Source organism: Stenotrophomonas sp. As-7 (assembly GCF_030291015.1).
GTDB classification, from domain to species: Bacteria; Pseudomonadota; Gammaproteobacteria; order Xanthomonadales; family Xanthomonadaceae; genus Stenotrophomonas; species Stenotrophomonas lactitubi.
On sequence record NZ_CP127405.1, the window covers coordinates 1,172,725 to 1,194,752 of the forward strand.

Consider the following 22,028-nt stretch of genomic DNA (forward strand, 5'->3'; position numbering starts at 1 on the left):
TGCGAGTGGTTCTTAAAGCGGACTGAAATTGTACGCTTTTATTCGCCGGCATCCAACCCGGCCATTCAGCGGGCGCTTGGGGCCGGCTGCAGGTCGGCGGCCGAGGGCGGCTGACGGGGCGACATGCTGGGGCATGGGGGTGATTTTCGCAATCACCCGGAATGGGCGAGAATCAACGTTCCTTTCGCTGCAAACGTCTCTTGCCGATGCCCAAGAAGATCCAAGCCCGCAAGTCCGCCATCCACGGCAACGGTGTGTTTTCCGTGGCCCCGATCAAGCAGGGCGAGCGCGTGATCCAGTACAAGGGCCTGCTGCGCAGCCACGGCGATGTCGATGCCGATGACAGTGGCGATGTGGAAAGCGGCCATACCTTCCTGTTCACACTCAACGATGACTGGGTGATCGATGCCAACTACAAGGGCAACGACGCGCGCTGGATCAACCACAGCTGCGACCCGAACTGCGAGGCGGTGATCGAGGAGAACGAGGACGGTGACAGCCGTGGCGACAAGGTCTTCATCGAGGCGCTGCGCGATATCAAGGCCGGCGAAGAACTGACCTACAACTACGGCATCACCCTGGCCGAGCGGCATACGGCCAAGCTGAAGAAGATCTGGGAGTGCCGCTGCGGCTCACCCAAGTGCACCGGCACGATGCTGCAGCCCAAGCGCTGATCCGGTAGCGCCGGGCCATGCCCGGCGAGCGCCAAGCGCGGGCGGAATCAGAAGCCGCCGGGCATGGCCCGGCGCTACCCGGGCGTTTCTGCACCTGCCGTGCACGGCCGGGTCACCGTCGTTCAATGCGCTTTCGCCCACCCTGTCCGCTCCCCCCTATCTGGAGCACGACATGGCACAGCGTCTTCGCGGCAAGCAGATCGCCATTCTCGCCACGCATGGTTTCGAGCAGTCTGAACTGATCGAGCCCAAGCACCTTCTGGAAGCGGAGGGCGCGCGCGTCAGCGTGGTGTCGCCGGCCAAAGAGGCCAGCATCAAGGGCTGGAAGGACAAGGACTGGGGTGATTCGGTCGCCGTGGATCAGCCGCTGGATGGCGCCGATGCCGGCCGCTTCGATGCGCTGGTGCTGCCCGGTGGCGTGATCAATCCGGATACCCTGCGCACCAACGAAGCAGTACTGGATTTCATCCGCAGCATGGCCGGTGCCGGCAAGCCGGTGGCGGCGATCTGCCACGGCCCTTGGCTGCTGATCAACAGCGGGCTGGCGAAGGGACACGAGGTAACGTCGTGGCCGTCGCTGCAGCAGGACCTGGCCAATGCCGGCGCGCGCTGGCGCGACGCGGAAGTGGTGGTGGACGGCAACCTGATCACCAGCCGCAAGCCGGATGACATTCCCGCTTTCAGCGAGGCGCTGGTGAAGGCGCTGGCGGCGTGATGGTGTGATGCGGTAGCGCCGGGCCGTGCCCGGCGAGCGCGAAGCGCGGAAAGGGCAGAAGCCGCCGGGCATGACCCGGCGCTACCGCATCTGGCGGCTGCTTATTTGCCCAGGACGCCGGCCGGCACCAGGTTGCCCAGATTCTGGTTGAAGGTCACCACCAGCTTGCCGTTCTTCACCTGCGCTGACTGCACCTGCAGGGCACCGAGCAGGCCGGCCACGGCCGGGTCCAGCTTGTAGATCGGTTCGCGCTGGGCGTAGTCGCTCAGCCATGCGTTGAGCAGGCCGCGGGTACGCGAGTCAAGGCGGCCGCCCTGGCTGGCCGGGGTGAAATCATCTACGGTCGGCTGCTGCAGGTGGAAGCCCTGGGTCTGCGCGTCGTAGCGCAGGCCGCTGCTGAGCTTCACCGTGCCCAGCTTGGCCGGGTTGCCGCCCGCAGTCGCCAGCGCCACGTCCATGCCCAGGTTCAATCGCTCGCCTGCCGGCAGGCTCAGCTGCGGGTGGCTCATGGTCAGCGCGATCAGGCCGCCCAGTGCGTCCTGGGTGCGCGGGAAGCTGCCGTCCAGATACTGCTGCACGTCGCTGGCGCCAACCGCCAGTTCACGACCGGAGATCGAAGGGGCGGCCTGCGCACCGATCGCGGCAGCAATCAGCACGGTCGAGGCGGCAAGGCGGGTCATCAGGGAACGCAGGCGCATGGCGGTGACCGGAAGAAGGATCGAAGAGGCCTACAGAGTAGCTTTGCCCGCTGAATCGCGGGTACACACCGCTGCAACGGTTCAGTCCAGCGTTGGCTGCAGGCTGGCCGACTGGATCTGCCAGGCGCGGCCGTCGGCGCTGGGCTGTACGCGGTACCAGCCGTGGTAGCGGAAGGTGCCGCTGGCGGTCAGCGCGCGGATCTTCACCGGCACTTCCAGCAGGCGCGGTGGCTGGCCATCGTCGCGCGGCACCGCCACATCACTGTCCAGGCGCAGGTTGCGTACGTCGGGCAGCAGGCGCAGCACGGCGTCGTCAGCGTGACGCGGGTCGGCCGGGGCGTAGGCCCAGGCCGCATCGCTGCGCGCCTTGTTCTGGTTGAGCAGGTCGAGCATGTAGCGGTTGAGCATCGCTGCGGGCGATTCGCTGCCGATGGCAACGGCGCCATACAGCGGGTCGACGGTGACGGCGTCGAGGGCAGCTGATTCCGGTGCCGTATTCGTCGATGGTACGGAAGGGGAAATTGCGGTTGAGGCGGGCTCCGACGAGGCGGACTCGGCTGGAGGCATCGGGTTGGAGCACCCCACCATAAGCAACGGGATCAACAAGCAAAGAGAACCGCGCATGTCTGCCTCCTCCCCGAGGCGACCTGGAAGGCGGCAGTGTAGCGGCCGGGGCCGGCTCAGCGCGAAGAGGGAAGCTGCTCCAGCGCATCCAATGCCGGCAGCACCTGTGCGGAAATCGCTGCCAGCGCATGGCCGTCGGTGTCCGCATGGCGCTGCACGATGTCACGCAGCAGCTGGGTGGCCACCACCAGCGTGGCACGTTCGTCGCCGCTCAGGCCTGCCGTGCGCGGGGCTGATTCCAGCAGGCGCATCAGGTCGCGGCTGGCACGATGTTCCAGTTCGATGGTGCAGCGCCCGGTGCACTGGTGCCCGTCCTTTTCGATCGGGGTCACCGAGATCCGGTAGCGGGTGGAGGGGCTGGCCATGGGGGTGCTCGCGCTGGTGGGGAGGAATGTGTCCACCATAGGCAAGGCATTGGCCGGCGGCGATGGCCGGGGCTGCACGCAGTGTTCCACCCGGTTCGTTCCTGCACTGGAAAAACAGCGGCGCGGACATGGGCGGCGGGCCTGTGCGGGTGATTGCGTGGGCGCGGGAAACGCTGTGTTGCGGGGTCGCAGAGTAGGGCATCCACGCGTGGCGTGGATCTACTGGAGAGCAGAGCAAAAAAAACGGGACGGCCAAGGCCGTCCCGCCAGGTATCCGCTGCAGGGCGCGCGCTTAGAGCGCAGCGTCCTTGAGCTTCTTCAGCGGGCGAACCTTGAGCTTGGTGGTGGCCGGCTTGGCGGCGAACCACTGCTCTTCCTTGGTGAACGGGTTGATGCCCTTGCGCTTCGGCTTGGCTGCCACATTGACGGTGCTGATCTTCAGCAGGCCCGGCAGGGTGAACGAGCCTGCGCCCTTCTTGTGCACCGAAGCGGCGACAGCGCCTTCCAGCGAGGCCAGCACAGCGCGGACGTCCTTGGCGACAACGCCGGAGACTTCAGCGATGTGTGCAACCAGGCCCGACTTGGTCAGCACTTCCTTGATCGGCTTCGGAGCGGCCGGCTTGGCGGCGGCAGCCTTCGTCGCGACTTTCTTCACTGCCTTCTTCGGGGCAGCCTTCTTAGCGGTCTTTGCCATGGTTTCCTGTTCCGTGAACGGTTGGTTGTTTGGTCGGCGCCGAACCCCGTCGGCAAGCGCAATGTAGGGCAACTCTTGGGCGCCGCCAATAGCCTGGAGCGCTGAAAGTGCATGTTTTTTCATATCCAGGCCGATTCAGTACATGGCTGGCAGTGGGGGAAGCGGGGGCCGTGGTGCACTGCATTGCGCTGTTGTTGTTTTCGGTCGGGTTGGCGAAATGACTGAAAACAAGGGGAAAATCGCCGGGGTGATGGCGAAGAAGTGTCCACTCGCTGGCTCGGGACAAGCGCGGCGCATGCGGCGGAGCGACGCAGGGCTAACGCGGCGCGTGCCAGGGTATTGGTTCATCACAGCCACAACGGAGCAGGACATGGGAATCTCGCGACACGCTACCGCGCATTGGGAAGGCGACCTGAAGTCGGGCAAGGGCCAGTTGAGCACGCCACAGAGCGGCCTGCTGGACAAAACCCGCTACGGCTTCAACAGCCGTTTCGGTGATGAAAAGGGCACCAATCCCGAAGAGTTGATCGCCGCCGCGCACGCCGGTTGTTTCACCATGGCGCTGTCGGCCAAGCTGGGCGAAGCCGGTTTCACCCCGACCTCGCTGGATACCGAAGCCAAGGTCGACCTGTCGATGGAAGGCGGCCCGCAGCTGTCGCAGATCCGGCTGAAAGTGAAGGCGGTGGTGCCGGGAATCGATGCGACCCAGTTCCGCGCGATCGCCGATGACGCCAAGCAGAACTGCCCGGTTTCCAAGGCGCTGAGCGCAGTGCCGATCAGTCTGGAAGCCGAGCTGGGCTGAGAAGGTGGTAGCGCCGGGCCATGCCCGGCGAGCGCAGCGGAAAGACGCCGGGCATGGCCCGGCGCTACCCCGCGTGCGGGTAATCACCAGTCGATGGTGCCGGAAATCACCGTCTGCACCTGGCCACCGGACCAGACCTCGCCGTCTTCGTCGACCAGCAGGGTCAGGCGCGCATCGTGGCCGACTTCGCGGCCTTGGCTGACTTCGAAGGGCTGGCGGCCGTGCGGCAGGGCATCACGCAGATCCAGCCAGGCCGCCAGCACGGCGTTGGCCGCGCCTGAAGCAGCATCCTCGAAGCGGCGTCCATTGCCGACGAAGGCGCGCACGGCCAGGTCGTAACCGTCGCTGCCATCGGCAAAGGCATAGGCGAACACACCCATGCTGTCGGTCGATTCAGCCAGCGTGGCGATCGCGTCCCAATCGGGGCGCAGGGCGCGCAACGCGGCTTCGTCCGCAACCTGCACGACCCACCAGCTGCGACCGCCCTGCATGCGCGCAGGTGGCAGCGCACCCAGCGGCCAGCCCTGCAGGGCGGGCTGCAGGCGCGGATCGTCGGCTGCCGCGGTCTCGGCCAGCTGTGCACGCGGCGTACGGATCGCGATGCGCTGCTGGGCGCCTTCGCCGGTCACGCGCAGTGGCAGCGCCCCGGCGATGCCGTCCTGCACCAGTACTCCGTCAACCGGCACGGCGATGCCTGCCTGCAGCACCGCATGGGCAGTGCCGACGCTGGGATGGCCGGCGAACGGCACTTCCTTCTGTGGGCTGAACATGCGCAGCCGATAGCTGGCGCCGGCCGTCTGTGCCGGGAACACGAAAGTAGTTTCGGGCAGGCGGGTCCAGCGGGCGATGGCCTGCATCGCTGCATCGTCCAGGCCTTCGGCATCGAGCACGACAGCCAGCGGATTGCCAGCGCCCGGGCGCGGGGAAAAAACATCCAGCTGCAGGAAACGGCGTGCGGACATCAGGCGGGAACTCCAGGAAACAGGCCGCATAGGGTAGCGCGGGGCCATGCCCCGCGAGCGCGCAGCGCGGCAGGCCGGCGGGCGTGGCCCGGCGCTACCCGCGGATGTGGCCGTCGATCACCGGCTGCACCTGGCCACCGATCCATACCTTGCCCTGCGCGTCGACGGTGACCTGGACGCGGCCGTCGCGACCGACCTCGCGGCCCTGGCTGGCCACATAGCTCCCGTTCTTGCCGGGCAGGGCATTGCGCTGCCGCAGCCAGGCGCCGATCAGCGCGTTGACGCTGCCGGTCACCGGATCCTCGGGTACGTTGGGCGCATCGGCAGGACAGAACGCACGCACCACCAGATCATGGTCGGCACCGGGTTCGAGCGCGAACACCGCTACGCCGAGCGCATCGGTGGCCATGCTCCAGTCGCGCAGGGCCGCCATGTCCGGTACCAGCGTGCGTACGGCGTCGGCATCGCGCAACGGCAGCAGCCACCAGCGCGGGCCGTTTTCCCAGAGTTCGGCGCCCTGGCCCTCGGCGATGACGGCGCGCAGCGCTTCCGGGACGGTGCCCGGTGCTGTCGGCAGCAGGCGCGCTGCTGGGCTGGCCAGCCGGATGGTGGGCGCGTTGGCCGGGCCGGCGACCTGCACCGGCAGCAGGCCGGCCGCGCACTGCTGTACCAGGGTCCCGTCGCGTGGCTGCACAAGGCCGCAGGTGACCGCGGCCCAGGCGGCGCCCACGCTGGGATGGCCGGCGAAGGGCAGCTCGCTGGCGGGGGTGAAGATGCGGATGTGGTAGTCGGCGCCGGCATCGGTGGGGCGCAGGAAGAACACGGTCTCGGACAGGTTCAGCCAGGCGGCCAGGGCCTGCATGCGGTCGGTGGACAGCCCATCCGCGTCGAACACGACACCGAGCGGGTTGCCGGTACCGGGGTGATGGGCGAAGACATCGAGCTGCAGGTAGCGGTAGGCGGTCATTGACGGGTGTATTGGGCTTAGAATCGAAGGTTCCGCCCCCAAGGGCGGCTTCCCCACATTACACATAGCCTATCCATGTCAGCTTCCCCCCTTGTCGATCGTTGGATCGTACTGAAGTTCGGCGGCACCTCGGTGTCGCGTCGCCACCGCTGGGACACGATCGGGAAGCTGGCGAAAAAACGGGCGGAAGAGACCGGATCGCGCGTGCTGGTGGTGGTTTCGGCACTGTCCGGGGTTACCAACGAATTGACCGCGATTGCCGATGGCGCGCCGGACAGCCGCGATCGCGTGGCGGCGCTGGTCGAGCGCCACCAGGGCTTCCTGCAAGAGCTGGGCCTGGGCGCCGAGGTGCTGGCCGAGCGCCTGGCCGCACTGCAGGGCCTGCTGGACGACCCGCGTGCGCCCAACCGTCCGCTGGACTGGCAGGCCGAAGTGCTGGGCCAGGGTGAACTGCTGTCTTCCAGCCTGGGCGCGGCCTACCTGCGCGCCAGCGGCCTGGATTTCGGCTGGATGGATGCGCGCCTGTGGCTGGACGCGCTGCCGCCGCAGCCGAACCAGAGCGACTGGTCGCAGCGCCTGTCGGTGAACTGCCAGTGGCGTGCCGATGCAGAATGGGCGCAGCGCTTCCGCGCGCAGCCCACGCGCCTGCTGATCACCCAGGGTTTCATCTCGCGTCATGCCGACGGTGGCACGGCCATTCTCGGCCGCGGCGGTTCGGATACGTCGGCGGCGTACTTCGGTGCGCTGCTCGGCGCCAGCCGCGTGGAGATCTGGACCGATGTGCCGGGCATGTTCAGCGCCAATCCCAAGGACGTGCCGGACGCGCGCCTGCTGACCCGCCTGGACTACTACGAAGCGCAGGAAATCGCCACCACCGGTGCCAAGGTGCTGCACCCGCGCTCGATCAAGCCGTGCCGCGATGCCGGCGTGCCGATGGCGATCCTCGATACCGAGCGCCCGGAACTGCCGGGTACCAGCATCGACGGCAACGCCGCGCCGGTGCCGGGGGTGAAGGCGATCAGCCGCCGCAACGGCATCGTGCTGGTGTCGATGGAAGGCATCGGCATGTGGCAGCAGGTCGGCTTCCTCGCCGATGTGTTCGGCCTGTTCAAGAAGCACGGCCTGTCGGTGGACCTGATCGGTTCGGCCGAGACCAACGTCACCGTGTCGCTGGACCCGTCCGAGAACCTGGTCAACACCGATGTGCTGGCCGCACTGTCGGCCGACCTGTCGCAGATCTGCAAGGTCAAGGTGATCGTGCCGTGCGCGGCGATCACCCTGGTCGGCCTGGGCATGCGCTCGCTGCTGCACAAGCTGTCGGACGTGTGGGCGACCTTCGGTCGTGAGCGCGTGCACATGATCTCGCAGTCGTCCAACGACCTGAACCTGACCTTCGTCATCGACGAGGCCGATGCCGATGGCCTGCTGCCGATCCTGCACGCCGAGCTGATCGACAGCGGCGCGATGCCGGTGGAAGAGACCGAAGTGTTCGGCCCGCGCTGGCGCGAAATCGCCGGCACCGTGCGCCCGCGCGGTACGCCGTGGTGGCGTGGCCAGCGTGCGCATCTGCTGCAGTTGGCCGATGCCGGCACCCCGCGCTACGTCTATCACCTGCCGACGGTACGGACGCGTGCCCGTGCGCTGGCGGCGATCAAGCCGATCGACCAGCGCTACTATGCGATCAAGGCCAACAGCCATCCGGCCATCCTGCAGCTGCTGGAAGCCGAAGGTTTCGGCCTGGAATGCGTGTCGCACGGCGAGCTGAAGCATGTGTTCCAGGCCATTCCGGAACTGTCGCCCAAGCGCGTGCTGTTCACCCCCAGCTTCTGCCCGCGCAGCGAGTACGAAGCGGCGTTCGCGCTGGGCGTGACCGTCACTGTCGACAACGTCGAAGCCCTGCAGCGCTGGCCGGACCTGTTCCGCAACCGCGAGCTGTGGCTGCGCGTGGACCTGGGCCGTGGCGAAGGCCATCACGCCAAGGTCCGCACCGGTGGCAAGGAATCCAAGTTCGGCCTGCCGATCGCGCGCGTGGACGAGTTCGTGCGCGCGGCCACCGAGCTGGGCACCCGCGTGGTCGGCCTGCATGCGCACCTGGGCAGCGGCGTGGAAACCGCCCAGCACTGGCGCCTGATGTGCGATGAGCTGGCGGGCTTTGCGCGTCGTATCGGCAGCGTGCACACCATCGACATCGGTGGTGGCCTGCCGATTCCGTACAGCGACGAAGACGAGCCGTTCGACCTGGAGGCCTGGGCCGAGGGCCTGGCCGAGGTCAAGGCGCTGCACCCGGCATTCCGCCTGGCAATCGAGCCGGGCCGCTTCCTGGTGGCCGAATCGGGCGTGCTGCTGACCCACGCCACCCAGGTGGTGGAGAAGGACGGCGTGCGCCGTGTCGGCCTGGATGCAGGCATGAACACGCTGATGCGCCCGGCCCTGTACGACGCCTGGCACGACATCGAGAACCTCAGCCGCCAGGGCGGTTACGCCGAAGCGGCGTTCGATGTGGTCGGTCCCATCTGCGAATCCAGCGATGTGTTCGGCAAGCGCCGCAAGCTGCCGGTGTCGACCGCGCCGGATGATGTGATGCTGATCGCCGACGCCGGTGCCTACGGCTATGTGATGTCCAACACCTACAACCAACGGGCGATGCCGCGCGAGGACGTGATCGAATGATCGCCGCCTTGCGCGCCCTGCACCCGCCCACCGACACGTCCCGCGCCTGCGCGCGGGCACGTGCCTGACCGTGCTTGAACTGGATTCACCATGACTGCTTTCGATAAACACCAGGTTTCCCGCTTCCGCTTCGTCCGCTGCGAATTCGCCGCGGACACCGGCGTGGCCAAGCTGGTCTACGCCTTCGATGACGGCCCGGAAATGGTGGAAACCGTTACCGTGCCCGGCGCCCCGTTCGTGCTGGAGCCGGCGCGTGCCGACGCCGTGCAGCGCGCGCTGCGACTGCTGCACCTGATTGCCGGTGTGAGCTACTACAAGGCCGGTGTGCCCGATACGGTCAGCATCGACAGCTACAGCATCGATGCCGATACCGCGGCGCTGGTGGAAACCATCTACCTCAACGGCCTGGGCGAGTTCGCCTACCGCAACGGCCTGAACCTGCGTGGGCGCTTCCGCCTGCCGGTGCAGGGCGAAACAGTGCAGGCACCGGTGCTGGGCCTGCAGGCGCATGCGCTGGTGGCCATCGGCGGCGGCAAGGATTCGCTGGTCAGCATCGAAGCGCTGCGTCGTGCCGGCGTGGACGAGACGGTGACCTGGATTGGTGGTTCGCAGCTGATCCGGGCCTGTGCCGAGCGCACCGGCCTGCCTACGCTGAACCTCGGCCGCGCGCTGGCACCGGAGCTGTTCGAGCTCAACCGCCAAGGCGCCTGGAACGGCCACATTCCGGTCACCGTGGTGAACTCGGCGATCATGGTGCTGGCGGCGCTGCTGCACGGTGTGGACCAGGTGGTGTTCTCCAACGAGCGCTCGGCCAGCTACGGCAGCCAGATTCCGGGCACCGGCGAGGTCAACCACCAGTGGTCGAAGGGCTGGGCCTGCGAGCAGGCCTTCGGCAACCATGTGCGCAAGTACGTGGCCGCCGACCTGCAGTACTACTCGCTGCTGCGGCCGATGTCGGAGCTGGCGGTGGCCCGTCAGTTCGCCAAGAGCGATTTCTACGACGCGCATTTCTCCAGCTGCAATCGCAATTTCCACATCCTTGGCGAGCGCCCGGTGAACCGCTGGTGCGGCGTCTGCCCGAAGTGTCACTTCGTGTTCCTGGCGCTGGCCCCGTTCATGCCGAAGACCCGCCTGGTGCGCATCTTCGGCCGCAACCTGCTGGACGACATCGAGCAGGCCGGTGGCTTCGACGCGCTGCTGGAATTCCAGGACCACAAGCCCTTCGAATGCGTAGGCGAAGGCCGCGAATCGCGTGCGGCGATGGCAACCCTGGCGCAGCGCCCGGAGTGGAAGGAAGACGTGCTGGTGAAGCGCTTCTGCAATGAAATCCGGCCGCAGCTGGATGCGGCCGAACTGGAGTTGGCACCGCTGATGCAGCTGCAGGGCGAACATCGTATTCCGGCGGCGCTGTGGGAACGGGTGCGTGAAGATTTCGCAGCTTGAAGGCAAGCGCGTAGCGCTGTGGGGCTGGGGACGTGAGGGGCGTGCCGCGTTTGCGGTGCTGCGCGCGCGCCTGCCATCGCTTGGCCTGAGCCTGTTCTGCCCGGCCAGCGAGGTCGAGGCCGCGCGTGCTGAAACGCAGGGCGCGCTGGATGTCCGCGGCGAACCCACGGCCGAAGCACTGGCTTCATTCGAGGTGGTGATCAAGTCGCCCGGGATCAGCCCGTATCTGCCGATCGCGTTGGCGGCGGCCGGGCAGGGCACCGTCTTCATCAGTGGCACGGCGTTGTGGTTTGCCGAACACGCCGATGCCGATGGCACCGTGCGCGACACGATCTGCGTGACCGGCACCAAGGGCAAGAGCACCACCACCGCGCTGGTCGCGCACCTGCTGCGCGCAGCGGGGCATCGCACCGGTCTGGTCGGCAACATCGGCCTGCCGCTGCTGGAAGTGCTGGACCCGCAACCGGCGCCCGCGTACTGGGCGGTGGAGCTGTCCAGCTACCAGACCGGCGAGGTCGCACGTAGTGGTGCGCACCCGCAGGTAGCCGTGGTGCTGAACCTGTTCCCGGAACACCTGGACTGGCACGGCAGTGAGCAGCGCTACATCGAAGACAAGCTGCAGCTGGTGACCGGGGCCGCGCCGCGCATTGCCGTGCTCAATGCCGCGGACCCGCATCTGGCCGCGCTGTCGCTGCCCGCCAGCGAGGTGGTCTGGTTCAACCAGCCGCAGGGCTGGCACATGCGCGGCGACATCGTGCATCGCGCCGAGCAGGCGGTGTTTGATACCCGCAACACGCCGCTGCCGGGGCGCCACAACCGCGGCAACCTGTGCGCGGTGCTGGCCGCACTGGAGGCGCTGGGCCTGGATGCGGTGGCGCTGGCGCCGGCGGTGCAGGATTTCCGGCCGCTACCGAACCGCCTGCAGCGGATTGGCGAGGCCGATGGCCTCACCTACGTCAACGATTCGATCAGCACCACGCCGCACGCCAGCCTGGCGGCGCTGGAGTGCTTCGCCGGCCAGCGCATCGCGCTGCTGGTGGGGGGGCATGATCGCGGCCTGGACTGGACCGACTTCATGCAGCACATGGCGCACGACGTGCCGCCGGTGGAGATCGTGACCATGGGCAGCAACGGCCCACGCATCCACGCGATGCTGCAGCCGTTGGCCGACGCCGGCCGTTTCGGTCTGCATGCTGCTGCCGATCTGCCCGACGCGATGGCGCTGGCGCGTCGCGCACTGGGCGAGCAGGGTGGGGTGGTGCTGCTGTCACCGGGCGCGCCGAGCTATGGCGCCTACCGCGATTACGTTGCACGTGGGCGGCATTTCGCCGAACTGGCCGGGTTCGACCCGGACATGATCAGCGCGATTCCGGGGATCGGGATCGGCTGACGGTAGTGCCGGCCGCTGACCGGCAACCCGGGGTGCCGTATCCACGCATGGCGTGGATCTACTGTAGAGCCGAGCCCACGCTCGGCTGCCCTCATTCGTCTTCGTTGATGAACGCGTAATCGCGATCAATCAACTGCTGCAGGTACGCATCAAAGCTGGGGGCGATCACCGCGTAGCTATCCGGGTCGTGCAGGTAGCGCACCACCTGGCCAACGCTGCCGCCGGGTGCGGGATCGAAATCCAGATACAGCATCGAGGTGCCGCCGTTGTTCATGCAGTGCGAGAAGCACAGGCGACGGCTCATCGGCAGGTCGGCATCGATGCCGGCACCGAGGATCTCCGGTTCTTCATCCAGCCATTCTTCGTAGATGGAGCGGATGCTGTCGTCCCACTGCTGCTGGTCTTCGAAGATCTGCGCCACCGAGCGCAGGTAGTACGGATAGTCGCCGACGTCCGAGCCCAGCATCAGCACGCAGACCTCGCCCTTCGGGTACTGGCGGAAGTGCGTGCCGTCCACGCGCGACAGCAGCTCGACCAGGCTGGCGGGAACCTGCGGCCACTGCGCGCGCAGGCGTTGCAGATCGGCGTCGCTGGCGCCTTCGGTCCATGCCCATTGCGGGGCATCGTCCTCGGGCAAGCGTGGGATCAGGCCAGACAGAAAGCGATCAACAAGATTCATGCAGAGAGGGGACGGAGGGGATCAGGTCGTATCCAACCACACCTGCGTCACGCAGCCAATGCAGAATGCGACGCGGGAGGGGCGATTACGGCTTAATCCCCTCCGTCCCCTTTTTTCTGGAGCAGGCGCATGAAACGTTGGCGTTGCGGCGTGGCGATGGTACTGGGGCTGGCGGCGATGCCAGCGTGGGCGGCGATGAAGACGCAGCCGGTGGAGTGGAAGCACCAGGGCACGACCTTCAGTGGCGTGCTGGTCTATGACGATGGCGACAACGACAAGCGCCCGGGCCTGGTGATGGTGCCGAACTGGAAGGGCGTGAACGAGTCGGCCATCGAGAAGGCCAAGCAGCTGGCTGGCGATGACTACGTGGTGCTGGTGGCCGATGTGTACGGCAAGGGCGTGCGACCGAAGACCGATGCCGAGGCCGGTCCGGTGGCGACCAAGCTGCGCAATGATCGGCCACTGCTGCGGGCGCGGGCACTGGAGGCGGTCAACGTGCTGAAGGCGCAGGTGGGCAAGGCACCGCTGGACGCCAGCCGGATCGGCGCGGTGGGCTTCTGCTTCGGTGGCACCACGGTGCTGGAACTGGCCCGTGCCGGTGCGCCGCTGGCGGGTGTGGTCAGCCTGCATGGCGGGCTCGGGTCGCCCTTGCCGGCGCAGGCCGGTGGCATCCATCCGTCGGTGCTGGTGCTGAACGGTGCCGACGACAAGAGCGTGACCGCAGAGGACATCGGCAGCTTCCAGAAGGAAATGGACGCGGCCAAGGTGGACTGGGAGTTCACCAACTACAGCGGTGCGGTGCACTGCTTTGCCGAACGTGATGCCAACAGTCCGCCGGGCTGCCAGTACAACGAGCGTGCGGCGAAGCGTGCCTGGAAGGCGCTGGATGAGTTCTTCGAGGAGCGCTTCGAAAAGCGTTGAGGCTCTGCAGAGGTAGTGCCGGCCGCTGGCCGGCAACCTCCTGATGCTGCCGGTGCTATCGGGACTGCCGGCCAGCGGCCGGCACTACCGAATGCCGTCAATGCGAGCGCTGTACCGCGTAGCGGGCCAGGCCGCGCAGGGCGGCGACGGCATCGTTGTCGGCCAGACCGTCGAGCGCGCGCTCGGCGGTTTCCGCATATTCCTCGGCGCGACGGCGGCTGTAGTCCAGGCCGCCGGTAGCGTGGATCGCAGCCAGCACTTCCGGCATCGCCGAGGCGTCGCCGTTCTGCACGATCTCGCGCAGGCGCTGGCGGGTGGCTTCATCCGAATGCGCCATCGCGTGGATCAGCGGCAGCGTGGCCTTGCCCTCGGCCAGGTCGTCGCCGAGGTTCTTGCCCAGCTCGTCGGCGTTGGCCGAGTAATCCAGCACGTCATCGGCGATCTGGAACGCGTAACCCAGGTGCATGCCGTAGTCGTACAGGGCCTGCTGGGTGGCTTCATCGACGCCGCTGGCCAGTGCGCCCAGGCGGGTGCCGGCGGCGAACAGCACCGCGGTCTTGCGCTCGATCACACGCAGGTAGGCCGCTTCGTCGGTGTCCGGGTTGTGCACGTGCAGCAGCTGCAGCACTTCGCCTTCGGCGATGCGGTTGGTGGTGTCGGCCAGGATCTGCATCACCGACATCCGGTCCAGCTCGACCATCAGCTGGAAGCTGCGCGAGTACAGGAAGTCGCCCACCAGCACGCTCGGCGCATTGCCCCACAGTGCATTGGCGGTGCTGCGGCCGCGGCGCAGGCTGGATTCGTCCACCACGTCGTCGTGCAGCAGGGTGGAGGTGTGGATGAACTCGATGATCGCGGCCAGCTGGTGGTGCTCGGGGCCGGCGCCGCCGACCGCATGGCCGGCCAGCATCACCAGCATCGGCCGCAGGCGTTTGCCGCCCGCGGAAATGATGTGGTCGGCGATCTGGTTGATCAGCACCACATCCGAGGACAGCCGGCGGCGGATCAGGGCATCGACGGCAGCCATGTCGGCTGCGGCAAGCGACTGGATCTGGGACAGGCCCAGGGCGGGACGGGTGTCTTCAGTGATGGTCATGCGATCAGGCTTTCAGGCTCATCCCTGATTATAGGCGTTGCCTGTGAATTGGGGAGGAAACCGGGTGCCAGGCCGTCAGCGGGTGCCGCCGAGCACGGCGCCTGGCGTGAATACGTATGCAGGCAGCGCCATCGTCGTGGGCCGCCGCTAAGCTTGCGGGAGTTGGTTTTCGGCCCGCTTGCAGCGGGTCCCGCATGCCCGGAGGGGGGCTGTCGATGTCGCACTATCCATGGTGGCGCGGAGCCGTCATCTACCAGATCTACCCGCGCAGTTTCCTCGACGCCAACGGCGACGGGGTAGGCGACCTGCCCGGCATCATCCAGCGCCTGGACCACATCGCCGCGCTGGGCGTGGATGCGATCTGGATCTCGCCGTTCTTCCGTTCGCCGATGGCCGACTTCGGCTATGACATCGCCGACTACCGCGATGTCGATCCGCTGTTCGGCAGCCTTGACGACTTCGACCGGCTGCTGGCCAAGGCCCATGGCCTGGGCCTGAAGGTGATGATCGACCAGGTGCTCAGCCATACCTCGATCGAGCATGCCTGGTTCCGCGAGAGCCGGCAGGACCGCAGCAACCCGAAGGCGGACTGGTATGTGTGGGTGGATCCGCGCGAGGACGGCACGCCCCCCAACAACTGGCTGTCGCTGTTCGGCGGTGGCGCCTGGCAGTGGGAGCCGCGCCGCGAGCAGTACTACCTGCACAACTTCCTGGTGGACCAGCCGGATCTGAATTTCCACCATCCGGAGGTGCAGCAGGCGACCCTGGACAACGTGCGCTTCTGGCTGGACCGGGGCGTGGATGGCTTCCGACTGGATGCGATCAACTTCTGCTTCCATGACGCGCAGCTGCGCGACAACCCGCCCAAGCCGGCCGACAAGCGCGTCGGCCGCGGTTTCAGCGCGGACAACCCGTACGCCTACCAGTACCACTATTACAACAACACCCAGCCGGAAAACCTGCCGTTCCTGGAGCAGCTGCGCGCCCTGCTGGACGAGTACCCGGGGGCGGTGAGCCTGGGCGAGATCTCTTCGGAGGACTCGCTGGCGACCACCGCCGAATACACCCAGGACGGCCGCCTGCATATGGGTTACAGCTTCGAGCTGCTGGTCAACGACTACAGTGCGGCCTACATCCGCGACACGGTGTCGCGCCTGGAAGCGGCGATGACACAGGGCTGGCCGTGCTGGGCGGTGTCCAACCACGATGTGGAGCGCGCGGTCAGCCGCTGGGGCGGGCATCCGGCCGACCCGCGCCTGGCGCGGATGCTGGTGGCGCTGCTGTGCTCACTGCGCGGCTCGGTCTGCCTGTACCAGGGCGAGGAGCTGGGCCTGGCCGAGGCCGAGGTGCCGTTCGAGGCGCTGCAGGACCCGTACGGGATCACCTTCTGGCCGAACTTCAAGGGCCGCGACGGCTGCCGCACGCCGTTGCCGTGGATCGACGCGCCGCTGGCCGGCTTCACCACGGGCAAGCCGTGGCTGCCGATCCCGGCCGAGCACCAGGCGGCGGCCGTGGCGGTGCAGGCGCAGGATCCGCAGTCGGTGCTGTCGGCCTTCCGCGGCTTCCTGGCCTGGCGCCGCACCCAGCCGGCCCTGCTGCACGGTGACATCCGGTTCCTGGACAGTGCCGAACCAGTGCTATTGTTCGAGCGTATGCTTGCAGATGAAACTCTCCTGCTGGCCTTCAACCTGTCGGCCGAAGCGGTGACCCATCCGCTGCCGGCAGGTACCTGGCAGCAGGTGGCCGTACCGGGCCCGGATGCGGGCACGGTGCAGGGCAACGAACTCCAGCTGCCGCCGCGCGCGGTGTATTGCGCACGACGCAGCTGACCGATTTCTCCGGTGGCGGTACTTGCGGGGACGGGGCCGAAGCGCCCCGTCCCTTTTTTGTGGGCGCGGTTGCGGTGTAGGGCATCCACGCGTGGCGTGGATCTACCCAGGCCGTGTGGCGGTGATCGGCATCCACGCATGGCGTGGATCTACTGGGCCGTGTGGCGGTGATCGGCATCTACGCATGGCGTGGGTCCACCGGAGGCGACGTCGCGGTGATCGGCATCCGCACGTGGCAACGGTGCACCGATGTCAGTAGATCCACGCCATGCGTGGATGGGCCTTGCCGATGACCCACCAGAGGCCGTCGCGGCACTCGCACAAAAGAAAACCCGCTGCCTGCGCAGCGGGTTTTCGATGGGTTGCCGGCCAGCGGCCGGCACTACCGTGCAGGTCAGAACTTGTAGTTCACGCCCAGCATGTAGGTGCGGCCCCACTCGATGTACTCCAGCGGACGATCCCGGGTGCCGGCGTAGGTGCGGTACGGCTCGTTGGTCAGGTTGCTTCCCTGCAGCAGCAGGGTCAGTCCACGCAGGCTGCTGCTGTCGCTGAAGGTGTAGCTGATCTGCGCATCGGTCACGTTCTCGCCCACCACGTAGCGCAGGGTGCGGTTGCCGTTGAAGTTGCCGATCTCGCCGATGAAGTCCGAACGACGGCGCTGGCTGACGCGTGCTTCAAAGCCACTGCGCTCGTAATAGGCCGTGAAGTTGTACACGCGCTTGGACAGGCCGGGCAGACTGATCGGGTCGGTGCCGACGCTGGATGCGCTTTCCGGATCGAGGATCTGGATGTCGCTCTTGTTGAAGGTCGCGCTGGCCTGCACGCCGAAGCCACGCAGGCTGTCGGTCAGCATTTCCAGCGGGAACGATGCGGTCAGCTCCAGGCCCTTCAGCGTACCGCCCTTGCCGTTTACCGGGGTCGAGAACGTGCCGGTCGGCAGCACCGGCACCACCATGCCCGGCGGCGGCACATAGTTGCCCAGCAGCCCGGTGAAGTCGTAGTTGTCCACCGACTGCGTGTAGACGTAGCTCTTCAGGTCCTTGTAGAAGATCGCGGCGGCCACGTAGGCCTTCTCGCCGAAGTACTTCTCGTAGGACAGGTCGAGCGCGGTAGCGCGCCACGGATCCAGCAGCGGATTGCCGCCACTGCCGCCGGGGCGGCCGGTACCGGTATCCACGCCGAACTCCAGGCCGGCCCGCATCTGGTCCACGCGCGGGCGGGCGACCTGCTTGGCTGCAGCAAAGCGCAGGGTCTGCTCGTGCGGGAACATGAAGGCCAGGTTCAAGCTCGGCAGCCAGTCGTTGTACTTGCGGCCATCGGAGTAGGGCTGGATGTTGTTGCCGGCCGCCTGCGAGCTGTCCCAGTAACGCGAGTCCGAGCTCTGGTCGGTGTGCTGCATCTGCACGCCGATGTTGCCGCGCACGCCGACCACGCCGATGTCGGTGTTGATGTTCAGGCGCGCCCAGGCGGTGGTGATCTTTTCCTGCACCGTCCACGACTTGGGAATCAGGTAGTCGAGGTTGTCGACCGGATTGAAGGTCATGTAGCGACCGACCGCGCCCGGCACGTTCCAGGCCGGGATGGTGCCCAGACCGGCGAAGCCGAGGTTGACCGGGCGGTACTGCAGATCCGACGCGATGTTGGCATCGCCCTGTGCGCCCAGCAGGATGTTGCCTTCAGACTGGGTCTTCACCTTGCGGCGGTCGGCATAGTTCACGCCGATATCCAGGTCCGGTGCCCAGGACGCCATTGCTTCCGGCAGGGCGATGGTCGCGGCCAGCTTGCCGCCCTTCAGGCGGTCTTCCACCTTCGGCACCTTGCCGTAACCAGAACCGTAGATGGTGTTGGTCAGGAACAGGGCGCCCGGGTTGGAGTAGTTCAGGCCCGGGCTGATCTGCGAGAAGCCATCCTGGCGGAACTGCACGCCGACCGTATCCAGCTGCGGCATCGGGGTCAGCTGCAGGTTGTTTTCCAGGTTCAGCTCGTCACGGGTGGCCTTGGAATAGTTCAGGTCGGCGACCAGCTTGACGCTGCCGAAGGTGAACTCGTTGTTCCAGCCGAACGCATCGATCTTGTCCTTGCGCTTGTTGTACATGCCGCGCACCAGCGGGTACACGCCACTGGCGGTGCCACCGGTGAAGGTGCCATTGGCATTGACCTGCGGATTGCTGACCAGCAGGCCCGGCGTGTAGTTGCCGTTGTAGTTGCTGAGGTTGAGCTCGAACTGGTTGGCGGTGTCGATCTGCTCCGCCTCGGTATGGAACGCGTCGAAGGTGCTGGTCCAGCTGTTGTTCGGCCGGAACTGGATCGTGGCCATCACACCGTCGCGCTTGTTGTTGCCGGTGCGGCGAAGTGCCTTGATGCCGTCGGTGAAGTAGGTGCCAGCGGCAACACCCGGACGGTTGCCGTTGGTGGTGTGCTCGGTGGTCCACGGTTCGTACAGACCGACCTGGTTTTCCTGGATCGGCATGTCGCTGTGCGCGTAGCCGATGGCGATGCCGAGGGTCTTGTCCAGGAACTGGTCGATGTAGCTGGCGCTGAACCGGTTGCCGTACGGATCGGTGTCGGCGGCGCGGCCCAGCGAGCTCTTCTGGTAGCGGCCGCTGATCGCGATGACGCGGTCGGGGAAGCTGAGCGGACGTGCGGTCTGCATGTCGATGGTGCCCGACAGGCCCTGGCCGACCAGTGCCGCATCCGGGGTCTTGTACACGGTCACGCCGTTGACCAGCTCGGACGGGTACTGGTCGAACTCGACGCCACGGTTGTCGCCGGTGCTGACCACTTCACGGCCGTTGAGCAGGGTGGTGGCGAAATCCGGCGACAGGCCGCGCACGCTGATCACCTGCGCACGACCGGCCACACGCTGCGCGGCGAGGCCGGGCAGGCGCGAGATCGATTCGGCGATGCTGACGTCGGGCAGCTTGCCGATGTCTTCGGCGGAAATCGCTTCGACCACCGAGGTGGCGTCCTGCTTGGTGGCGATGGCGCTTTCGATGCCGCGACGGATGCCGGTGACCTGCACGGTATCCAGGTTGGTGGCGGCAGTGCCGGTCGGCGGGGTGGTGGTCTGCGTGGACTGTGCTGCTGCCAGCGACGGCGTCAGTACGACGGCCAACGCGATGCTCAGCGCATTGCGCTTGTGGTTCAACATTTTCCCCTCCCAGGCAATGTTGTAGTGCGATTCGTGGTCGTCCCGATGCTGTCGAGGACGTGCGACGCGGTGGCCGCTGTCGTCGCCGCTATGGTAGGCAGCGCGTTCTTCGTGGGAATCACCCTGCATACGTATTCAATGGCGTTTGCAGGGTTGTAATCGCTTTCAGGTGCATCGTTCCGTAAAGCCGAGCCCACGCTCGGCTGCGTTCCGGTGCTGCGCACCGCCGCCCGAGCACGGGCTCGGGCGCTACATGGGCGCGCAGGCCGGCAAGCGTTCAGTGGACCGGTGTAAATCGGATTGCCTGCCCGCCGCCCGGCGCCAGCACCAGGGTGAGTGAATCGTTGCTGCTGACCTCGCGGGTGTCGCGCTTGAAGGCGAAGGGATTGCTGCGGAAATCCGCGCCGTCGCCATCGCGGTAGATCTCGGCGCGGTAACGCACGCCGGGCTCCAGGAAGCCCAGCGACACCGGCAGCACGCGGCCGTTCTCATCGGTGATGCTGCCGAGGAACCAGTCGCGGCTGTTGCGGTCGCGGCGCACGATCGTCACGTAGTCGCCGACCTCGCCATCGAGCACGCGGCTCTGCTCCCAGTCCACCGCGACGTCCTCGATGAAGCGGAACGCTTCACGGTGCTGCAGGTAGTGCTCGGGCAGATCTGCGGCCATCTGGATCGGGCTGTACAGCACCACGTACAGGGCCAGCTGGCGGGCCAGCGTGCTGGGAATGGCCTGGCCGTGGCGGCCCTTCAGGCTGAGGATGCCGGGTGTGTAATCCATCGGCCCGGCCAGCATGCGGGTGAACACCAGGTTGACCTCATGCTCGGGCGGGTTCGGCGGCTGGCCCCAGGCGTTGTACTCCATGCCGCGCGCGCCTTCGCGCGAGATCCAGTTCGGGTAGGTGCGGCGCAGGCCGGTGTCCTTGATCGGCTCGTGCGGATTCACCGACAGGTGCCGGCGCGCGGCTTCCTGCACCACCTTCAGGTGATGACGGGCCATGAACTGCCCGTCGTGCCACTCGCGCCACAGCGGGCCGCCGCCCGGGTTGCGGCGATCGACCTGGCCGTCGTCGCAGACGTAGCCGGTCTTGAACTGGTCCACGCCCAGCCGCGCATACAGGTCCAGCGCAGCGTCCAGCTGGTCTTCGTAGTGCTCGATGGCGCAGCCGGTTTCATGGTGGCCGATCAGGTGCACGCCCTTCTTCAACCCGTACGCCGACAGGGCTTCGATGTCGAAATCCGGCGTTGCGCGGGTGAAGTCGAAGTCGTAGCCGTTGCCGACCCAGTTGCCGTCCCAGCCCGGATTCCAGCCTTCCACCAGCACACCACGGAAGCCGTGCGCGGCGGCGAAATCGATGACCTTCCGCGTTTTCGCGGTGGTGGCGGCATGCTTCGGACCGGTTGCCCAGCTCTCGTTGTCCAGGTGCATCGACCACCACACGCCCAGGTACTTGGCCGGTTTCACCCAGCTCACATCGCCCAGCGCATTGGGCTCGTTGAGGTTGAGGATCAGGTCGGACTCGACCAGCCCGCCGGCGCGGTCGGCAATCTGCAGGGTGCGCCATGGCGTGGCGAAGGGCAGGGCGCGGCGTACCTTCCAGCCTTCGGCCGAAGGCGAAAGCTGCGCGCGCAGGCGCTGGCCCTCGGTGCGGCGCAACCACATGCCGGCGTAGTCGACCAGGGCCGCTTCATGGATGGCCACGTGCAGGCCGTCGTGGCTGCGCAGGGTCATCGGCGTGTGCACCAGCGGCACTTCGCGCAGCGGCGTGCGCTGGTACAGGTATTCATAGTGGATCGGTTCGCCCGCGGGTATCCACCATGCGGTGGACTCCGGTGCGATGGCGAACTCGGTCAGTTCGTCATCGATGATCGCTTCGCGCAGGTTCGGTTGCTCGGGGAACACGTAGCGGAACCCCAGGCCGTCGTCGTAGACGCGGAACACCAGATCCAGCCGGCGCTTGCTGCCGGTGGTTTCGGCCAGGTGCACGGTCAGTTCGTTGAAGTGATTGCGGGTGAGACGGCGCTCGCCCCACGGCTGTTCCCAGCGGTCGTCGACACTGCGGCGTTCCTGCGCCAGCAGGCTGAAGTCGCGGTCGAGGCGACCATCCCGCAGTTCAAAACCCAGCTTCGAATCGGCCACCACGGTCTGGCCAAGGCGCTCGACGCGGTAGCGTGCGGTGCCGCCGTCCAGCACCAGGCTGACCTTCAATACCTTGTCCGGTGAATCGACGCTGGCGATCTGCGGTGCCGCCGCCTGTGCCAGCGTGGCCATTCCCAGCAGGGCCAGGCCGAAGGCGTGCGCGAACACTGCGCGTACCGTTGTGGGTGACGTCGGCATTTCCCCTCCCAAG

Annotated in this window: 18 protein-coding genes; 8 read left to right on the top strand and 10 right to left on the bottom strand. The window is 66.8% G+C overall.

The genetic code is table 11. The annotated features are described in order from the left end of the window. Window positions 1-206: 206 nt before the first annotated feature. Together QP457_RS05470 and QP457_RS05475 are read left to right on the top strand one after the other, a co-directional pair. Window positions 207-674 carry an SET domain-containing protein-lysine N-methyltransferase gene (locus QP457_RS05470; RefSeq protein ID WP_089239376.1) on the top strand — a complete coding sequence of 156 codons (468 nt, stop codon included), beginning with the start codon at window positions 207-209 and terminating at the stop codon, window positions 672-674. 172 nt (window positions 675-846) lie between these two features. Continuing rightward, the gene (locus QP457_RS05475; protein ID WP_205405026.1) at window positions 847-1,389 is read left to right on the top strand and encodes a type 1 glutamine amidotransferase domain-containing protein; all 543 of its coding nucleotides are present in this window, start codon (window positions 847-849) and stop codon (window positions 1,387-1,389) included. Between the two features lie 101 nt (window positions 1,390-1,490). Here QP457_RS05475 and QP457_RS05480 read toward each other — a convergent pair whose 3' ends face one another. The 4 genes from QP457_RS05480 to QP457_RS05495 all read right to left on the bottom strand — a co-directional run bounded on the left by QP457_RS05480 (window position 1,491) and on the right by QP457_RS05495 (window position 3,770). Beyond that, window positions 1,491-2,087, bottom strand: coding sequence for a DUF1439 domain-containing protein (locus QP457_RS05480; protein ID WP_099819296.1), 597 nt, complete (start codon window positions 2,085-2,087; stop codon window positions 1,491-1,493). Window positions 2,088-2,168: 81 nt separating this feature from the next. Next, window positions 2,169-2,495: a hypothetical protein gene (locus QP457_RS21580; RefSeq protein WP_338126710.1), complete on the bottom strand. Its 327-nt coding sequence runs from the start codon at window positions 2,493-2,495 to the stop codon at window positions 2,169-2,171. A 272-nt stretch (window positions 2,496-2,767) separates the two neighbouring features. Beyond that, the gene (locus QP457_RS05490) at window positions 2,768-3,076 is read right to left on the bottom strand and encodes a DUF3861 family protein (RefSeq protein WP_089239382.1); all 309 of its coding nucleotides are present in this window, start codon (window positions 3,074-3,076) and stop codon (window positions 2,768-2,770) included. A gap of 292 nt (window positions 3,077-3,368) precedes the next feature. After that, window positions 3,369-3,770 (bottom strand): HU family DNA-binding protein, encoded by a 402-nt coding sequence (locus QP457_RS05495; protein ID WP_089239384.1) that lies wholly within the window; start codon window positions 3,768-3,770, stop codon window positions 3,369-3,371. 370 nt (window positions 3,771-4,140) lie between these two features. On the opposite strand from QP457_RS05495, the gene QP457_RS05500 reads away from it, so the two are divergent. Beyond that, window positions 4,141-4,572, top strand: a complete 432-nt coding sequence (locus QP457_RS05500; RefSeq protein WP_019659396.1) for an OsmC family protein — start codon at window positions 4,141-4,143, stop codon at window positions 4,570-4,572. Between the two features lie 83 nt (window positions 4,573-4,655). Here QP457_RS05500 and QP457_RS05505 read toward each other — a convergent pair whose 3' ends face one another. Together QP457_RS05505 and QP457_RS05510 are read right to left on the bottom strand one after the other, a co-directional pair. Beyond that, window positions 4,656-5,534, bottom strand: a complete 879-nt coding sequence (locus QP457_RS05505; protein WP_205405024.1) for a PhzF family phenazine biosynthesis protein — start codon at window positions 5,532-5,534, stop codon at window positions 4,656-4,658. 94 nt (window positions 5,535-5,628) lie between these two features. Beyond that, window positions 5,629-6,501, bottom strand: a complete 873-nt coding sequence (locus QP457_RS05510; protein ID WP_205405023.1) for a PhzF family phenazine biosynthesis protein — start codon at window positions 6,499-6,501, stop codon at window positions 5,629-5,631. A gap of 75 nt (window positions 6,502-6,576) precedes the next feature. Between QP457_RS05510 and QP457_RS05515 the strand changes: the two genes are divergently transcribed. The 3 genes from QP457_RS05515 (at window position 6,577) to murD (ending at window position 12,004) form a co-directional block, all read left to right on the top strand. After that, window positions 6,577-9,171, top strand: a complete 2,595-nt coding sequence (locus QP457_RS05515; protein WP_205405022.1) for a bifunctional aspartate kinase/diaminopimelate decarboxylase — start codon at window positions 6,577-6,579, stop codon at window positions 9,169-9,171. 90 nt (window positions 9,172-9,261) lie between these two features. Next, window positions 9,262-10,614: a UDP-N-acetyl-alpha-D-muramoyl-L-alanyl-L-glutamate epimerase gene (gene murL, locus QP457_RS05520; protein WP_205405021.1), complete on the top strand. Its 1,353-nt coding sequence runs from the start codon at window positions 9,262-9,264 to the stop codon at window positions 10,612-10,614. After that, window positions 10,595-12,004 carry a UDP-N-acetylmuramoyl-L-alanine--D-glutamate ligase gene (murD, locus tag QP457_RS05525; RefSeq protein ID WP_205405020.1) on the top strand — a complete coding sequence of 470 codons (1,410 nt, stop codon included), beginning with the start codon at window positions 10,595-10,597 and terminating at the stop codon, window positions 12,002-12,004. The genes murL and murD overlap by 20 nt, the downstream gene beginning before the upstream one ends. 91 nt (window positions 12,005-12,095) lie before the next feature. Here the strand turns inward: murD and QP457_RS05530 are convergent, their stop codons facing one another. Continuing rightward, window positions 12,096-12,683 carry an SMI1/KNR4 family protein gene (locus QP457_RS05530; protein WP_180163822.1) on the bottom strand — a complete coding sequence of 196 codons (588 nt, stop codon included), beginning with the start codon at window positions 12,681-12,683 and terminating at the stop codon, window positions 12,096-12,098. A gap of 129 nt (window positions 12,684-12,812) precedes the next feature. Here QP457_RS05530 and QP457_RS05535 point away from each other — a divergent pair, with 129 nt between their 5' ends. After that, window positions 12,813-13,604 (top strand): dienelactone hydrolase family protein, encoded by a 792-nt coding sequence (locus tag QP457_RS05535; protein ID WP_205405019.1) that lies wholly within the window; start codon window positions 12,813-12,815, stop codon window positions 13,602-13,604. Window positions 13,605-13,701: 97 nt separating this feature from the next. Here the strand turns inward: QP457_RS05535 and QP457_RS05540 are convergent, their stop codons facing one another. After that, window positions 13,702-14,700 (bottom strand): polyprenyl synthetase family protein, encoded by a 999-nt coding sequence (locus QP457_RS05540; protein WP_205405018.1) that lies wholly within the window; start codon window positions 14,698-14,700, stop codon window positions 13,702-13,704. A gap of 215 nt (window positions 14,701-14,915) precedes the next feature. On the opposite strand from QP457_RS05540, the gene QP457_RS05545 reads away from it, so the two are divergent. After that, window positions 14,916-16,529, top strand: a complete 1,614-nt coding sequence (locus QP457_RS05545; RefSeq protein ID WP_205405017.1) for an alpha-glucosidase family protein — start codon at window positions 14,916-14,918, stop codon at window positions 16,527-16,529. A 394-nt stretch (window positions 16,530-16,923) separates the two neighbouring features. Here QP457_RS05545 and QP457_RS05550 read toward each other — a convergent pair whose 3' ends face one another. Beyond that, entirely contained in the window at window positions 16,924-19,680 is a 2,757-nt protein-coding gene (locus QP457_RS05550) for a TonB-dependent receptor (RefSeq protein ID WP_205405016.1), read from the bottom strand. Window positions 19,681-19,957: 277 nt separating this feature from the next. Further along, complete coding sequence (locus tag QP457_RS05555; RefSeq protein ID WP_205405015.1) at window positions 19,958-22,015, bottom strand: glycoside hydrolase family 97 protein; 2,058 nt, start codon at window positions 22,013-22,015, stop codon at window positions 19,958-19,960. Between the last annotated feature and the right edge of the window lie 13 nt (window positions 22,016-22,028).

Excerpts from the sequence above, each read along its gene's own strand:
- QP457_RS05480 (WP_099819296.1), bottom strand. The coding sequence starts at position 2,087 with ATGCGCCTGCGTTCCCTGATGACCCGCCTTGCCGCCTCGACCGTGCTG.
- QP457_RS05550 (WP_205405016.1), bottom strand. The coding sequence starts at position 19,680 with ATGTTGAACCACAAGCGCAATGCGCTGAGCATCGCGTTGGCCGTCGTA.
- QP457_RS05500 (WP_019659396.1), top strand. The coding sequence starts at position 4,141 with ATGGGAATCTCGCGACACGCTACCGCGCATTGGGAAGGCGACCTGAAG.
- QP457_RS05530 (WP_180163822.1), bottom strand. The coding sequence starts at position 12,683 with ATGAATCTTGTTGATCGCTTTCTGTCTGGCCTGATCCCACGCTTGCCC.
- QP457_RS05475 (WP_205405026.1), top strand. The coding sequence starts at position 847 with ATGGCACAGCGTCTTCGCGGCAAGCAGATCGCCATTCTCGCCACGCAT.
- murL (WP_205405021.1), top strand. The coding sequence starts at position 9,262 with ATGACTGCTTTCGATAAACACCAGGTTTCCCGCTTCCGCTTCGTCCGC.
- QP457_RS05490 (WP_089239382.1), bottom strand. The coding sequence starts at position 3,076 with ATGGCCAGCCCCTCCACCCGCTACCGGATCTCGGTGACCCCGATCGAA.
- QP457_RS05545 (WP_205405017.1), top strand. The coding sequence starts at position 14,916 with ATGTCGCACTATCCATGGTGGCGCGGAGCCGTCATCTACCAGATCTAC.
- QP457_RS05540 (WP_205405018.1), bottom strand. The coding sequence starts at position 14,700 with ATGACCATCACTGAAGACACCCGTCCCGCCCTGGGCCTGTCCCAGATC.
- QP457_RS05470 (WP_089239376.1), top strand. The coding sequence starts at position 207 with ATGCCCAAGAAGATCCAAGCCCGCAAGTCCGCCATCCACGGCAACGGT.
- QP457_RS05505 (WP_205405024.1), bottom strand. The coding sequence starts at position 5,534 with ATGTCCGCACGCCGTTTCCTGCAGCTGGATGTTTTTTCCCCGCGCCCG.
- QP457_RS21580 (WP_338126710.1), bottom strand. The coding sequence starts at position 2,495 with ATGCTCAACCGCTACATGCTCGACCTGCTCAACCAGAACAAGGCGCGC.
- QP457_RS05510 (WP_205405023.1), bottom strand. The coding sequence starts at position 6,501 with ATGACCGCCTACCGCTACCTGCAGCTCGATGTCTTCGCCCATCACCCC.
- QP457_RS05535 (WP_205405019.1), top strand. The coding sequence starts at position 12,813 with ATGAAACGTTGGCGTTGCGGCGTGGCGATGGTACTGGGGCTGGCGGCG.
- QP457_RS05515 (WP_205405022.1), top strand. The coding sequence starts at position 6,577 with ATGTCAGCTTCCCCCCTTGTCGATCGTTGGATCGTACTGAAGTTCGGC.
- QP457_RS05555 (WP_205405015.1), bottom strand. The coding sequence starts at position 22,015 with ATGCCGACGTCACCCACAACGGTACGCGCAGTGTTCGCGCACGCCTTC.
- QP457_RS05495 (WP_089239384.1), bottom strand. The coding sequence starts at position 3,770 with ATGGCAAAGACCGCTAAGAAGGCTGCCCCGAAGAAGGCAGTGAAGAAA.